Origin of the sequence: Mycobacterium sp. E342, assembly GCF_001667665.1 — a bacterium.
In the GTDB taxonomy this organism is placed as follows: domain Bacteria; phylum Actinomycetota; class Actinomycetes; order Mycobacteriales; family Mycobacteriaceae; genus Mycobacterium.
Window position 1 is genome coordinate 80,237 of record NZ_LZJM01000250.1, and the last position, 13,119, is coordinate 93,355.

The 13,119-nt window shown below is 67.5% G+C and carries 15 protein-coding genes; 4 read left to right on the forward strand and 11 right to left on the reverse strand.

Going from position 1 to position 13,119, the window contains the following annotated elements:
- Window position 1 precedes the first annotated feature (1 nt).
- Both A5692_RS19885 and A5692_RS19890 read right to left on the reverse strand, forming a co-directional pair.
- On the reverse strand, window positions 2-1,033 hold the full coding sequence (locus A5692_RS19885) for an alpha/beta fold hydrolase (protein WP_068058927.1): 1,032 nt from the start codon (window positions 1,031-1,033) through the stop codon (window positions 2-4).
- A gap of 46 nt (window positions 1,034-1,079) precedes the next feature.
- The gene (locus tag A5692_RS19890; RefSeq protein WP_068058929.1) at window positions 1,080-2,054 is read right to left on the reverse strand and encodes a proteasome assembly chaperone family protein; all 975 of its coding nucleotides are present in this window, start codon (window positions 2,052-2,054) and stop codon (window positions 1,080-1,082) included.
- Window positions 2,055-2,251: 197 nt separating this feature from the next.
- On the opposite strand from A5692_RS19890, the gene A5692_RS19895 reads away from it, so the two are divergent.
- Window positions 2,252-3,091 (forward strand): serine protease, encoded by an 840-nt coding sequence (locus A5692_RS19895; RefSeq protein WP_068058931.1) that lies wholly within the window; start codon window positions 2,252-2,254, stop codon window positions 3,089-3,091.
- Here the strand turns inward: A5692_RS19895 and sthA are convergent.
- Entirely contained in the window at window positions 3,088-4,503 is a 1,416-nt protein-coding gene (gene sthA, locus A5692_RS19900) for a Si-specific NAD(P)(+) transhydrogenase (RefSeq protein WP_068058932.1), read from the reverse strand. The genes A5692_RS19895 and sthA overlap by 4 nt on opposite strands.
- A gap of 111 nt (window positions 4,504-4,614) precedes the next feature.
- On the opposite strand from sthA, the gene A5692_RS19905 reads away from it, so the two are divergent.
- Window positions 4,615-5,673 carry a DUF4192 domain-containing protein gene (locus A5692_RS19905; RefSeq protein WP_068059099.1) on the forward strand — a complete coding sequence of 353 codons (1,059 nt, stop codon included), beginning with the start codon at window positions 4,615-4,617 and terminating at the stop codon, window positions 5,671-5,673.
- Between the two features lie 16 nt (window positions 5,674-5,689).
- Here A5692_RS19905 and A5692_RS19910 read toward each other — a convergent pair whose 3' ends face one another.
- The 3 genes from A5692_RS19910 to A5692_RS19920 all read right to left on the reverse strand — a co-directional run bounded on the left by A5692_RS19910 (window position 5,690) and on the right by A5692_RS19920 (window position 8,074).
- Entirely contained in the window at window positions 5,690-6,379 is a 690-nt protein-coding gene (locus tag A5692_RS19910) for a metal-dependent transcriptional regulator (protein ID WP_067924025.1), read from the reverse strand.
- 182 nt (window positions 6,380-6,561) lie between these two features.
- The gene (sigB, locus tag A5692_RS19915) at window positions 6,562-7,521 is read right to left on the reverse strand and encodes a sigma-70 family RNA polymerase sigma factor SigB (protein WP_055401660.1); all 960 of its coding nucleotides are present in this window, start codon (window positions 7,519-7,521) and stop codon (window positions 6,562-6,564) included.
- 139 nt (window positions 7,522-7,660) lie between these two features.
- Window positions 7,661-8,074, reverse strand: a complete 414-nt coding sequence (locus tag A5692_RS19920; RefSeq protein ID WP_369830310.1) for a DUF3099 domain-containing protein — start codon at window positions 8,072-8,074, stop codon at window positions 7,661-7,663.
- Between the two features lie 45 nt (window positions 8,075-8,119).
- Between A5692_RS19920 and A5692_RS19925 the strand changes: the two genes are divergently transcribed.
- A complete protein-coding gene (locus A5692_RS19925; RefSeq protein ID WP_068058937.1) occupies window positions 8,120-8,359 on the forward strand; it encodes a DUF3039 domain-containing protein in 240 nt (79 codons plus the stop codon).
- 2 nt (window positions 8,360-8,361) lie between these two features.
- Here A5692_RS19925 and A5692_RS19930 read toward each other — a convergent pair whose 3' ends face one another.
- Both A5692_RS19930 and A5692_RS28510 read right to left on the reverse strand, forming a co-directional pair.
- Window positions 8,362-9,333, reverse strand: coding sequence for a YihY/virulence factor BrkB family protein (locus A5692_RS19930; RefSeq protein WP_068058940.1), 972 nt, complete (start codon window positions 9,331-9,333; stop codon window positions 8,362-8,364).
- Between the two features lie 64 nt (window positions 9,334-9,397).
- A complete protein-coding gene (locus A5692_RS28510; RefSeq protein WP_082962899.1) occupies window positions 9,398-9,583 on the reverse strand; it encodes a hypothetical protein in 186 nt (61 codons plus the stop codon).
- Window positions 9,584-9,719: 136 nt separating this feature from the next.
- Between A5692_RS28510 and A5692_RS19935 the strand changes: the two genes are divergently transcribed.
- A complete protein-coding gene (locus A5692_RS19935; RefSeq protein WP_068058941.1) occupies window positions 9,720-10,085 on the forward strand; it encodes a DUF952 domain-containing protein in 366 nt (121 codons plus the stop codon).
- Here the strand turns inward: A5692_RS19935 and A5692_RS19940 are convergent.
- The 3 genes from A5692_RS19940 to ppgK all read right to left on the reverse strand — a co-directional run bounded on the left by A5692_RS19940 (window position 10,034) and on the right by ppgK (window position 13,041).
- Window positions 10,034-10,447 (reverse strand): RidA family protein, encoded by a 414-nt coding sequence (locus A5692_RS19940; protein ID WP_068058943.1) that lies wholly within the window; start codon window positions 10,445-10,447, stop codon window positions 10,034-10,036. The two genes, A5692_RS19935 and A5692_RS19940, sit on opposite strands and share 52 nt — an antisense overlap.
- Before the next feature lie 103 nt (window positions 10,448-10,550).
- Window positions 10,551-12,056 (reverse strand): RNA polymerase sigma factor, encoded by a 1,506-nt coding sequence (locus A5692_RS19945; RefSeq protein ID WP_156766175.1) that lies wholly within the window; start codon window positions 12,054-12,056, stop codon window positions 10,551-10,553.
- Window positions 12,057-12,231: 175 nt separating this feature from the next.
- The gene (gene ppgK / locus A5692_RS19950) at window positions 12,232-13,041 is read right to left on the reverse strand and encodes a polyphosphate--glucose phosphotransferase (protein WP_068058945.1); all 810 of its coding nucleotides are present in this window, start codon (window positions 13,039-13,041) and stop codon (window positions 12,232-12,234) included.
- Between the last annotated feature and the right edge of the window lie 78 nt (window positions 13,042-13,119).

A 13,119-nucleotide genomic window follows, 5' to 3' on the forward strand; every position in this document is an offset into this window, starting at 1 on the left:
TTCAGGTAGCGCTGCGTTCGTCGGAACCCATGGCGTTCAGGACGGCGACGCGGGTGGGAGCCGGGCCGCTGACGGCCTTCTCCCCGCCGCCGGTGCGGAGCAACGCGCGCAGGGCGGCCTGATCGTATTCGGCGGGCGCGGTGCCGTCGATGAAGCGTTCGACCACGTCGATGAAGCGGACCGGGTCGTCGTGGAACGGGAAGTGGCCGGAGCCTTCGAAGATCTCCAGACGGGAGCCGGGCATGGCGGCATGCGCCATCCGCGCGTGCCGGACGGGGACCACCACATCCTTGGTGCCCCAGACGATCTGCACCGGGATCGCTTCGGTCAGATAGCACCGGTCGAGCATGGTGACGATCTGGCCGCGCCAGTCCACCACCGCGCGCAGGGTGCGGCTGAAGGCGGCCGAGGCCGTGGGCTCCGGCAGGTCGTCGAGGATGCGCAGGACGTTGGGCAGGTCGCGGCCCAGGCCGGTCGATCCGATCGCCAGGCCCGCTATCCGTCCCGCCAGCTGCATGGCCGGCAGCACGAGGGGGAGCCGCAGCAGGGCCAGGGCCTCGCTCCCCATCGGCAGCGACGCGAGCCGGAGCGCGACGTTGACGTCCTTGGTGACGCCACCGGCGGCGACCAGGATCAGCCGGTCGACCAAATGCGGGAATTGGTAGGCGAATTGCATGGCCACGCCGCCGCCCAGTGAATGACCGACTACCGTCACCCGCTCGATGTCGAGCACGCTGAGCAGGTCACGCATTCCGTTGGCGTAGGCGGCGACGGAGTAGTCGGCGCGCGGTTTGTCGGAGCGCCCGTGACCGAGCAGGTCCGGGGCGATGACCGTGAACCGCTGAGCGAGCTTGGCCTGCACGGTGTTCCAGGTGGTGGAATTGTCCCCGATGCCGTGGACCAACAGGATCGCGGGGCCGTCACCGGCGATCCGGTAGGCCCGCTTGTAGCCGTGGATGGTGCGGAACTCCAGCCTGGGGGCGGCGACCTCACGCACCGGGCGGAGAGTGCTCTTGCGCTTCCGCTCGGTCATCTCGCCAACCTTCGGGTCGGGCCGCGACTAGGGCCGGGTGGAAAGGTCAGGCCTGGTCGTCGTCGTCGCGCTTCTTCTCGGCCTGCTGGGCGAGGAATCGCTCGAACTCTGCACCAAGCTCGTCGCCGCTAGGCAGGTCCTCGTCCCTCGTTAGTAACGACCTGTTCTCCTGAGCGTCGATGAAGGCATCGTACTGGCGCTCGAGCGCGGTCACCACTTGAGCAACCTCCGCGCTCGCCTCGACCTGCTCGTCGATCTTGGTCCGGATGACCGCCGCCGCTTCGGTCAACGCCGTCAGCGGCAGCTCGAGCGACGCGAGCTTGGCCACCTGCGCGAGCAACGCCTCGGCGGCGGCCGGGTAGTCGGTCTGCGTCAGGTAGTGCGGCACGTGCACGGTGTAGCCGACGACCTCGTGCCCGTGCTGGGCCATCCGGTACTCCAGCAGGTTGGACGCGCTGCCCGGGACCTGGATCTCGGAGATCCACGGGGTGAACTCGGTGATCAGCTCGGGGTTGTTGGAGTGCGCCGTCATCGTGATGGGCCGCGTGTGCGGAACCGCCATCGGCACGGTGCCCAGGCCGATCGTCTGACGCACGCCCAGGCGCTCGGCCAGCAGGCGGACCGCCGTGATGAAGCGTTCCCACTTCAGGTCCGGTTCCATGCCGGCGAGCAGCAGGAACGGAGTTCCGACGGTGTCGCGCAACGCGTACAAGCTCAGTTCGGGTTCTTCGTAGCTCGTGAAGTGATCCGTCTTGAAGGTCATCAGCGGCCGCCGCGACCGGTAATCGAGCAATTCGTCGATGGCGAAGGACGCGACCAACTCGGGGTCCAGGGCCGCCTTCAGATGCGACGAGGCCAGCCGGATCGCGTGACCGGCGTCCGAGAAGCCCTCCAGCGCGTGCACCAACACCGGTCCTCGGCCGTCCGACGTCGACAACTGCGGCGCCGGCAGCTCGAGCTCGTACATCCCGGCCTGTCCCGGCTGGTAGTGCGGCTCCTGCGGGTCCTGACCGTGAGCCATCACCGATCGCCTCCTCTTGGGGTTGCTCCAGGGTGCCCTACCAGTGTCCCCCGAATTGGGGGGCGCCAATATCAAACAGCGGTGTGAAGTTCGCGTTTAATCCAGAAGAGAACATCGTGGGGGTGGCCGATGCGCCTTGCCGGGAAGCGGGGAGGGACGCGACGCGTTGGAGTCCGCTCGACAGGCGGCCGTCGGGCATGATGAAAACGATGCGCGTACCGACCGTGATGCTGTGCCTGGTGGTCGCCGTGGCAACGTCACTGACGTCGTGCAAGCGGCCACCGGGCGATCGTGCGTCGGCGCCGCCGGCAGCCCCTCCGCGGAGCAGTGCGCCGGCGCAACGGCTCGCTCAGCCGCAGCAAAAGGCGGTGGCGGGACCGGTGGAGCCGGACAAGCGCGTCGGGGCCATCTTCATCGACGGTGGCCCACTGCACGTGTGCACGGGCTCGGTGGTGCATTCCGCGGGCGGCAACCTGATGATCACCGCGGCGCACTGCCTGGCCGGGGCGTCCAAGATCATCTTCGTGCCGGGTTTCACCGGCGACGCTCCGCCGGCCCCGACCGATGTGTGGAAGGCCGACGCCGTCTACCTCGACCCCCGCTGGACCGCCAGCAAGGATCCCAACGCCGACTACGCGATCGCGCGGATGAGCAACGACGCCGGGGGCTCGGTCGAGTCACGCGCCGGCCTGGCACTCACGCTGGGCACGACGCCGCCACCCGGCAGTCACATCACCGTGATGGGCTATCCGGCCGGCGTGGGCGGCAACCCCATCGGGTGCCAGGCCAGCACGTCGTTGACCGACAGCGGGTTTCCCTCGTTTCCGTGCGAGGGGCTGGTGGACGGCACCAGCGGCGCCCCCTGGGTCAGCGGTACGACGCTGACCGGCGTGATCGGTGGGTTTGAGCGCGGCGGATGCGCCGCGAACGTCTCGTATTCGGCACCGTTCGACGCGCAGACCGCGCAGCTGCTGGCCCGTGCCGACGCCGGCGGACCCGGCGACCCGGTTCCGGGCGAACTCGACGACAGCTGTTAGTGGCGGAACTGGTTGAGCGCTCGCACCTTGTTCATCACGTCGAGCGCGGCCACTTTGTAGGCCTCGGAGAAGGTCGGGTAGTTGAACACGGCGTCCACCAGGTATTCGACGGTGCCGCCGCAGCCCATGACAGCCTGTCCGATGTGCACCATCTCGGTGGCGCTGGTGCCGAAGATGTGCACGCCCAGCAGCTTGAGATCGTCGGTGGACACCAGCAGCTTGAGCATGCCGTAGGAGTCGCCGGCGATCTGGCCGCGGGCCAGTTCCCGGTACCGGGCCACCCCGACCTCGTAGGGGATCGCGTTCTTCGTGAGCTCGACCTCGGTGGCGCCGACATAGGACACCTCCGGGATGGAGTAGATGCCGATCGGCTGTAGCTCGGTGATGCCGTCGGTCGGCTCCCCGAAGGCGTGGTAGGCGGCCAGCCGGCCCTGTTCCATCGAGGTCGCGGCCAGCGCGGGGAAGCCGATCACGTCGCCGACGGCGTAGATGTGCGGGACCTTGGTCTGGAAGAAGTCGTCGACGAAGATCCGGCCGCGGCTGTCGGCCTCCAGCTCGGCGTTGTGCAGGTCGAGGTGATCGGTCTGGCCTTGGCGTCCGGCGGAGTACATCACCGTCTCGGCGGGGATCTGCTTGCCGCTGGCCAGGGTGGTGACGGTGCCCGCCGAGCCGACGTCCACCGCGGTCACCTCCTCGCCGAATCGGAACGTCACCGCCAGGTCGCGCAGGTGGAATTTCAGCGCCTCCACCACCTCGGGGTCGCAGAAATCCAGCATGTCGCCCCGCTTCTCCACGACCGTGACCTTGGTGCCCAGCGCGGCGAACATCGAGGCGTACTCGATGCCGATCACCCCGGCACCGACCACCACCATCGAGGTGGGCAGCGACTTGAGGTCGAGGATCCCGTCGGAGTCGAGCACCCGTTCCTCGTCGAACTCGACGCCGGACGGCCGGGCCGGGCGGGTTCCGGTGGCGATGACGATGTATTTGCCGCTCACGGTGAGCTTTTCGCGGCGGGAGGGGTCTTCGATCTCGATGGTGTGCGGGTCGACGAACCGGCCGTGGCCCAGCAAGAGGTCGATGCGGTTGCGCATCAGCTGGTTGCGCACCACGTCGACTTCCTTGCCGATCACGTGCTGGGTGCGGGCCAGCAGGTCGGCCGGGGTGATCTTCTCCTTGACGCGGTAGCTCGCCCCGTACAGTTCGCGCTGGCTCATCCCGGTGAGGTAAAGGACGGCCTCGCGCAACGTCTTTGACGGGATAGTGCCGGTCTGGACGCACACGCCGCCGAGCATCTGGCCCCGTTCGACGACCGCGACCGACTTGCCGAGCTTGGCCGAGGCGATGGCGGCCTTCTGTCCGCCGGGCCCCGAACCGATGACCACCATGTCGTACTCTTGCGCCGAACTCATGGCTAAACAGTAGAGCAGCAGAACTCACAGTGCTGGGTTCATTCACAGGTGCGGGATTCCGCCGGTTCTCGCGGGCGCCTGCTGACGGCGGGGCCCGTCAGCGTGGTGCCCATGACGACGCATCGACCTGACTTCAAACTGAACCGGCCCGGCGCACTCATCGCCGCGCTGCCGGCCGTTCTCGGCTTCGTGCCCGAAAATTCATTGGTATTGGTGTCTTTGGACGGTGGTGACCTCGGAGCGGTGATGCGAGTCGACCTCTCCGAAGAACTCACCGCGCGGGTCGGACATCTCGCGGATGTCGCCGCCGCCGCCCGGCCCGACGCCGCGATCGCAGTGATCGTCGACGCGGAGGGGGCGCACTGCCCGTCGTGCAACGAGGACTACCGGCAGGTGTGCGACGCGCTCGCAAAGTCGTTGTCGCAGCACGGTATCGAGCTGTGGGCCGCGCATGTGGTCGACCGGGTCGCGCTCGGTGGGCGCTGGCATTGCGTGGACGGCTGCGGTTCGAGCGGCCCGGTGGACGATCCATCGGCGTCGCCGCTGGCCGCCGCGGCGGTGCTCGACGGCAGGCGGCTCTACGCACGCCGCGCTGATTTGCAGGCCGTCATCGCGGTCGAGGACGCGGCGCGCAGCGCCGAGCTGACCGGCATGATCGACCGGCAGGCGACCCGGCGCCGGGCGGCCCACCGCGCGAACCCGGACCGCTGCGTGCGTGGCGACGTGCGGCACGCCATGACGGTGGCGTCGCGTGTGGCCGCCGGCCAGGCGCCGTCCGATACCCAGCTGGCCAAGCTGGCCTGCGCCCTGAGCGATGCGCAGGTGCGCGACATCCTCTACGCCCTGGCGGTCGGCGAGAACGCCGGGGAGGTGGAGTCGTTGTGGGCGTTGCTGGCGCGCAACCTGCCCGCGCCCTGGCGGGTCGAGGCGCTGGTGCTGCTCGCGTTCAGTGCCTACGCCCGCGGCGACGGGCCGCTGGCCGGGGTCTCGCTGGAGGCCGCGTTGAGCTGCGCACCCGAGAACCGGATGGCGGCGATGCTCGACACGGCGTTGCAGTCGGGGCTACGGCCGGAGGACATTCGGGAACTGGCGCTCACCGGCTACCGGCTGGCCAAACAGCTCGGCCTGCGGATACCGCCGCGCCGGGCGTTCGGCCGCAGGGCGTGCTAGCCGGATGGCGGGGCGGTCAGACCTTCTCGACCTTGACGGCGTGCGCCATCTCATGGGGCAGGGTGACGTTCTCGTGGCCGGGGATGACGATGGTGACGCCCGCGGGCCCGGTCTCGACGGTCACCCGGGCATTGGGAACGACCCCGGCGTCCTTCAGGCGGGTGATCAGGTCGATGTCGCCTTGCACGTGTTCGGTCAGCTGGCGGACGACGACGGCCACCGGGGAGCCGGGCGGCAACTCGGTCAGCCGGACGAGGATGGCTTCCTCCGCGCCCGATTCGGGGCCCACGCCCAGGTCCAGAAGTCCCGGGATCGGGTTGCCGAAGGGGGAGGTGGTCGGGTGGTTGAGCACCTTCACCAGCCGCCGCTCCACGTCCTCGCTCATCACGTGCTCCCACCGGCATGCCTCGGCGTGCACTTCCTCCCAGGGCACCCCGATGACGTCGACGAGCAGCCGTTCGGCAAGCCGGTGCTTGCGCATCACGGCGATGGCCAACGCCCTGCCCTTGTCGGTGAGCTCCAGGTGGCGGTCGCCGGCGACGTGGAGCAGCCCGTCGCGCTCCATCCGGGACACGGTTTGGCTGACAGTCGGCCCGCTCTGCTCGAGGCGTTCGGCGATGCGCGCGCGCAGCGGCGTCACGCCCTCTTCTTCGAGGTCGTAGATGGTCCGCAGGTACATCTCGGTGGTGTCAACCAGGTCGTTCATTCAGCACCCTCCATCGACGCCGAGTCTACTTGGCCAGCTGCGTGAATGGGTGTAACGCTTCCCCGACAAGCAGTATGCCCGCCGCGTCCGCGGCGGGCATACCGTCTTGCTACTAGTTCGGGCGGCGATCGCAAGCGCGGCGTTAGCCGGGCGCCGCGGGTCGCCGGGATCTACCGGGAGCCTTAGCTTGCGTACGACCGTAGCCGGTCGGCGCGCTCGCCGTGGCGGAGTTTGGACATTACGTCCCGCTCGATTTGCCGGACCCGCTCACGCGAGAGGCCGAAGAGCTTGCCGATCTGGTCCAGCGTGCGCGGCTGGCCGTCGTCCAGGCCGAAGCGCAGCCGGATCACCTGGTGCTCACGCTCGTCGAGAGTGGCGAGCACGCTGCGGATATCGGTGTGCAGCAGCTCGGCGATCACCGCGTTCTCGGCGGACATCGCCTCGGCGTCCTCGATGAAGTCACCCAGCGGGGCTTCTTCCTCGGAGCCCACCGGCATGTCCAGGCTTACCGGGTCGCGGCTGTGCTCGAGCAGGTCGTTGATCTTCTCGACCGGGATCCCGGATTCGGCCGCCAGCTCCTCGTCGGTGGCCTCGCGGCCCAGGTTCTGGTGCATCTCCCGCTTGATCCGTGCCAGCTTGTTCACCTGCTCGACCAGGTGCACCGGCAGCCGGATGGTGCGGCTCTGGTCAGCCATGCCCCGGGTGATGGCCTGACGGATCCACCACGTGGCATAGGTCGAGAATTTGAAACCCTTTGTGTAATCGAACTTTTCCATCGCACGGATCAGGCCCAGGTTGCCCTCCTGGATCAGGTCCAGCAACGGCATCCCGCGACCGGTGTAGCGCTTGGCCAGCGACACCACCAGACGCAGGTTGGCCTCCAGCAGGTGACGGCGTGCGGCCGCGCCGTCGCGCACCACGGCCTCGAGGTCGCGTCGGCGATTCTCGCCAAGGCGCTTCCGAGTTTCGAGCAGATGCTCGGCGTAGAGCCCGGCCTCGATGCGCTTGGCCAGTTCAACTTCGCCCGCCGCATTCAGCAGCGCCGTCTTACCGATGCCATTGAGATACACGCGCACGAGGTCCGCGGCGGGGCTTTGAGCATCCAGATCGCCATCAAATCTGCTCGTGCTCGCGTTCGCCATAGCGACCTCCCGTTCGGCTTGTAACTGTCATTGAGTTCAACGACAGATCAGCCCTGAGAGTTCCCAGCCCTATCCCATCTCACACGTCTTGACGTGCACAAATGTCCCGTCGACCTGAGAATGTCCTAAGAAGTGTGGACTATTCCCAGCCTTGTGGTCCCGAAGACCAGGTTGAGTGCGGATGCGGGCGCGCCTCGAGCGCAGGCCGCTCGGCGCTGGGGAACAGCGGGGTGCGTCGCCGGGCGTCGTCGAACCGCCGAGGTTCGTCGGGGCGCCGTGGCGGGCGGTCGTTGGCGATCAGGACCGCCATCCATGGCAATGGGATCGACACGGCGACGATCGCGAGGGAGATCAGACCGTTGTGCCAGGCGCCGTACGCCAGCGCGGCCAGGATCAGGGCCGGGATCCGAAAGCCCATCAGGGTCAGGTATTTCCGGACCCGCGCCCGGTGCTGCTCTTCGTAGGAGGGTGCTGCGGCGGTGATGAGCACCGGTCGGCCCTCATCGTCGAACCCCAGATCGGATTCGCGCTTCATTTCTCCACTCTCCCACACCCGGCCGATTCCGGCAGGAGCGAGTTACGGGGCACAATGTGAGGCATGCAGACCCAGACGATCGAACGCACCGAGACCGACGAACGCGTCGACGACGGGACCGGCAGCGATACGCCGAAGTACTTCCACTACGTGAAGAAGGACAAGATCGCCGAGAGCGCGGTCATGGGCAACCATGTGGTCGCGCTGTGCGGCGAGGTCTTTCCCGTCACCAAGGCGGCCAAGCCGGGATCGCCGGTCTGCCCGGACTGCAAGCGGATCTACGACCGGATGAAGAAGGACTAGGGTCACAGCGTCGCGTTGTCGGCGGGTGCCGGCGCCGGCGGGGAACCCGTCGGACGCTTTGACACGGTCAGGCGGGCTTCCAGCCATTTGCGCAGGCGGTGCGCGTGCGTCTTGGGCGCCGGGAATTCCTCTTGGATCGCCGCGTTGAGTTCGGCGCCCAGCATCACCGCGAAGCCACCGAAGAACGCGAACAACAGGAACGCGATCGGTGTGGCCAGCGCACCGTAGGTATAGCCGGTGCTGGTGATCCACCGCAGGTAGATCCGCAGGCCCAGCGTGGCGACCAGGAAGACCGCGGTGGCAAGCACGGCGCCGAAGATCAGCCGGTGCGTCGGCAGCGGTTCGGGCAGCGACACCCGGTACAAGATGACGACCCCGACCAGCAGCCCGAGGATCAGCGCCGGGTAGTAGCCGTACTGCAGCACGTTGGCCAAGTCGTACGGGATGTGCTCGCTCACCTTGCGCGGACCGATCACCAGCACGGGTGCGGCAACCACCACGAACACCAGCATCACCACGTAGATGAACAGGGCGAAGAGCCGCTGGCGCACGGGATGGCGCAGGGGAGTCTGGTCGTGTGCCTCCACCACGGCGTCGACGTAGGCCGAAATCGCCGACGAGCCCGCCCACATCGAGATGAGGAAGCCGACCGACACCACCTCGCCGCGGGCGTTGGCGGTGACGTCGCGGATGGTCGGCTCGATGATCTCGTTGACGACGCTGGGCGAGAAGAAGCTGCGGATCGCGGAGATGATGCTCTTCTCGATCGACGTCAACGTGTCCGGGCCAAACAGCGGCGCCACGTAGGCCAGGCTGCCCAGCATGCCGAGCAGCAGCGGCGGGAGCGACAGCGCCGACCAGAAACCCGCCTGGGCCGACTCGGAGAAGATGGAATCATCCCAGCTTTTCGAGAGGGTCCTCAGAGTGAGCCGCCAGATGTGATGGCGCGACGGTTTTGCGACTTGATCGCTCATACCCGTCCAGCATTACCGAAGACTGCCCCGCTCGCCCACATTGCCGAGGGGTGAGTTCGGTGGACTAGCTCGCGCTGACCTCCAGGACGGCAGACAGCTCGGTCAGCTTCGCCTCGTGCTCATTGGCGTGATGCTGGCAGAAGAGAAGCTCAGCTCCGGAAGGCAGCTTGGCGCGGACTCGAGCCGCGGCACCGCAACGATCGCAACGGTCCGCACGGGTTAGCTCGGGACTGGTCAGAGTTGCATTCATGGCTTCTCCGTTCTTGCTTTTATTCACTCTCTCAGACGTATGAGGTTTTCGCGTTGTTCCCCGATCGTTATCGGGTGTGTCGTTTCTCACGGGCTGTAAACGTTTCGTTTCGTAGTGCTCTCTACAGTGATCATTCGTGGCTTTCGCTCCTGACCTGCTGGTACACCTGTGCGGGCGCGACGAGTGGTCCCGTGCCCGCACGTGCGGTGAGATTCGCCCCGACGCGTCCGGTGACGGGCGGTTCATCCATCTGTCGACGCCCGAGCAGGTTCATCTGCCGGCCAACCGGCTCTATCGCGGTCGCGGTGATTTGGTTCTGCTGCACATCGATGCGGCCCGATTGGACTCCGAGGTGCGTTGGGAACCAGGCGTTTCAACGGATCCCGAGTCGATGCTGTTCCCACACCTCTACGGCCCCCTGCCCACGCATGCTGTGATTCGGGTCACCGATTACCGCCCGGCGCCGGACGGCACGTTCCCGCCGGCGGGGGGTTCCACGTAGGCGTCGGCCTCGATCTCCACCAGCAATCCGGGTGCGATCAGTGCGGACACCTCCACCATGGTCGCCGCGGGACGGATGGCTCCGAAGACCTGAGCATGGACCGCGGCGACCTCGCGCCAGCGGGAGATGTCGGTGACGTAGATGCGGGTGCGCACCACATCGGTGAGCGCCGCACCCGCCTGATGGAGTGCAATCTCTATGCGGTGCAAGGCATCTCGAGTCTGCGACGCGATATCTCCGGCCGCTCCGGCGCCGGTCGTTCCGGCCACCCACACGTGCGGGCCGACCCGGACCGCGCGCGAATAGCCGACGGCTGTTTCGAACTCGGAGTCCGACGAGACCACTGTGCGGTTGGCTGACATGGGAGTCACGCTACGACGGCGCAGCCGCTGGCGCGACGGATTTTCCATGCGGGCTGGAAATCCTTGCGCGGCAAAACCTCCGGCGAGGACGGTCGGTGAGTTGCTAGTCGAGGTAGTCGCGCAGAACCTGGGAACGGCTGGGGTGGCGCAGCTTTGACATCGTCTTGGATTCGATCTGACGGATGCGCTCGCGGGTGACGCCGTAGACCTGGCCGATCTCGTCGAGGGTGCGCGGCTGGCCGTCGGTGAGGCCGAAGCGCAGCCGTACTACGCCCGCTTCGCGCTCGGAAAGGGTCTCCAGGACCGACTGCAGCTGGTCTTGCAGCAGCGTGAACGACACCGCGTCGACGGCCACCACGGCCTCGCTGTCCTCGATGAAGTCACCCAGCTGGCTGTCGCCCTCGTCGCCGATGGTCTGGTCCAGCGAGATCGGCTCGCGGGCGTATTGCTGGATCTCCAGCACCTTTTCGGGCGTGATGTCCATCTCCTTGGCCAGCTCTTCAGGCGTGGGCTCGCGGCCCAGGTCCTGCAGCAGCTCGCGCTGGATGCGGCCCAGCTTGTTGATCACCTCGACCATGTGCACCGGGATGCGGATGGTGCGGGCCTGGTCGGCCATGGCGCGGGTGATGGCCTGGCGGATCCACCACGTGGCATAGGTGGAGAACTTGTAACCCTTGGTGTAGTCGAACTTCTCCACCGCGCGGATCAGGCCCAGGTTCCCCTCCTGAATCAGGTCCAGGAACGCCATGCCGCGGCCGGTGTAGCGCTTGGCCAGCGATACCACGAGGCGCAGGTTGGCTTCCAGCAGATGGTTTTTCGCGCGATCTCCGTCGCGGCAGATCCACATCATGTCGCGGCGCTGGGCGGCGGGAAGCTTGTCGCCGCGCTCGGCCATCTCGGCCATCAGCTGCGTGGCGTACAGACCGGCTTCGATCCGCTTCGCCAGCTCGACCTCTTCCTCGGCGTTGAGCAGCGCGACCTTGCCGATCTGCTTGAGGTAGGCCCGAACCGAGTCTGCCGACGCGGTGAGTTCGGCGTCCTTGCGCGCCTGACGCAGCGCCTCGGACTCGTCTTCGTCCCAGACGAAATCGCCGGAAGCCTTGTCCTTCTCGGAGGGCTCGGCGATCTCCTCGTCCTCGTCGGGAGCGGGCGCGCCGGCCGCGGCGACCGGGGCGGTTCCCTCTTCCTCGCTGTCGTCGGAGTCGGCCGGCTCGATGTCGGCATCCTCACCGTCGGCCGCGACGTCGTCCTCCAGGTCGTCCAGGCTCAGGTCACCGGCGTCGATCTCGAGGTCCTCGCCGGGCTCGGCGTCGAGCTCCGCGTCGTCGAGTTCTTCGACGACCTCCAGTTCCACGTCGGCATCGCCCGAGGCGCCCTTGGCGGCTTTGGTCCCACGGCCCGACGGGGCCTTGGCGGCGCGGGTCTTCTTCTCGGCGCCGGCCTCGCCCTCGGATTTGGCGGTCCGGGCCGGCGCCTTGGCGGCGCGTTTGGCGGGGGCGGTGCCGTTGGCGGCCTTGGCCGCCGGGCGCTTGGCGGGGGAGGACGGAGACTTGGTGGCGGTCCGTTTCACCGGCGCGTCGGTTGCCGGGCTGGCCTTGGTCGGTGCCACTTACACCCCTTCGTTTGGGCTCACCTTCGGTGGGTAATGGGCATGGTGAACCGAAAGTATCTGCTATGTCGATGTCGGCGTTGGATCAGCGTTCGTGTTTGCACGCTATCGTTCGGGCGGTCGCCGATGACCATTGTAACGACAGCGAGCGGTCGAACGGCTCTGCCGGGGAAAATCAGTGGGTCACGTCGGAGGTGGAGGCCATCGCGGCGCCGACTATCCCGGCCGTGTTGAGCAGGGCCGCAGCCACCACCGGGGTCCGGTTCTCGAGCAGCGGTAGCCACTTGTCGGCCTTGCGGCTGATGCCGCCGCCGGCGATGAACAGGTCCGGCCACACCGCGTTCTCGATGGCCACCAGCACCCGGGTGACCTGCGTGGCCCACTTCTCGTAGCTCCAGTTGTTCTTCTCTTTGACCGACGACGCCGCCCGCTGTTCGGCTTCTTTGCCGCCGACTTCCAGGTGCCCGAACTCGGTGTTGGGTATCAGCGTGCCGTTGTGGATGACCGCGGAGCCGATTCCGGTGCCGAACGTCAGCAAGACGACCAGGCCGGACTGGTTTCTGCCGGCCCCGTAGTGCTCCTCGGCCAGCCCCGCGGCGTCGGCGTCGTTGAGCACCGTGACGTCCTGCCCGTCCAGCTCGGCGCTGATGATGTCGCGCGCGTTGCTGCCGATCCACGACTTGTCGACGTTGGCGGCCGTCTGGACGACGCCGTGGGTGACGACCCCGGGATAGGTCACGCCGAGCGGGCCGGTCCAGCCGAACGCGTTGACCACCTCGGCGATGGTCTTGGCGACCGCCTCCGGCGTTGCCGGCTGCGGGGTCAACAGCTTGACCCGTTCGCCGATCAACTGTCCGGTGTCCATGTCGACGATCCCGCCCTTGATGCCGCTGCCGCCGACGTCGATGCCGAATCCCCGACGCTGTGGTGCGCCGACGGCGGCGCCGGTGCCGGGCGTTTCCGTGGTCGAGTCGGTGCTGGTCATCGAAGCTCCTGGGCGTGGCTTGGGCTGTGCGCCCACCTTAGCCCGGCGCCGGTGCGGCTACGGGGTATCTGCGGGGCC

Excerpts from the sequence above, each read along its gene's own strand:
- A5692_RS19940 (WP_068058943.1), bottom strand. The coding sequence starts at position 10,447 with ATGTCAGCCAACCGCACAGTGGTCTCGTCGGACTCCGAGTTCGAAACA.
- A5692_RS19910 (WP_067924025.1), bottom strand. The coding sequence starts at position 6,379 with ATGAACGACCTGGTTGACACCACCGAGATGTACCTGCGGACCATCTAC.
- A5692_RS19895 (WP_068058931.1), top strand. The coding sequence starts at position 2,252 with ATGATGAAAACGATGCGCGTACCGACCGTGATGCTGTGCCTGGTGGTC.
- A5692_RS28510 (WP_082962899.1), bottom strand. The coding sequence starts at position 9,583 with ATGAATGCAACTCTGACCAGTCCCGAGCTAACCCGTGCGGACCGTTGC.
- A5692_RS19925 (WP_068058937.1), top strand. The coding sequence starts at position 8,120 with ATGCAGACCCAGACGATCGAACGCACCGAGACCGACGAACGCGTCGAC.
- sigB (WP_055401660.1), bottom strand. The coding sequence starts at position 7,521 with ATGGCGAACGCGAGCACGAGCAGATTTGATGGCGATCTGGATGCTCAA.
- sthA (WP_068058932.1), bottom strand. The coding sequence starts at position 4,503 with ATGAGTTCGGCGCAAGAGTACGACATGGTGGTCATCGGTTCGGGGCCC.
- A5692_RS19890 (WP_068058929.1), bottom strand. The coding sequence starts at position 2,054 with ATGGCTCACGGTCAGGACCCGCAGGAGCCGCACTACCAGCCGGGACAG.
- A5692_RS19930 (WP_068058940.1), bottom strand. The coding sequence starts at position 9,333 with ATGAGCGATCAAGTCGCAAAACCGTCGCGCCATCACATCTGGCGGCTC.
- A5692_RS19885 (WP_068058927.1), bottom strand. The coding sequence starts at position 1,033 with ATGACCGAGCGGAAGCGCAAGAGCACTCTCCGCCCGGTGCGTGAGGTC.
- ppgK (WP_068058945.1), bottom strand. The coding sequence starts at position 13,041 with ATGACCAGCACCGACTCGACCACGGAAACGCCCGGCACCGGCGCCGCC.
- A5692_RS19905 (WP_068059099.1), top strand. The coding sequence starts at position 4,615 with ATGACGACGCATCGACCTGACTTCAAACTGAACCGGCCCGGCGCACTC.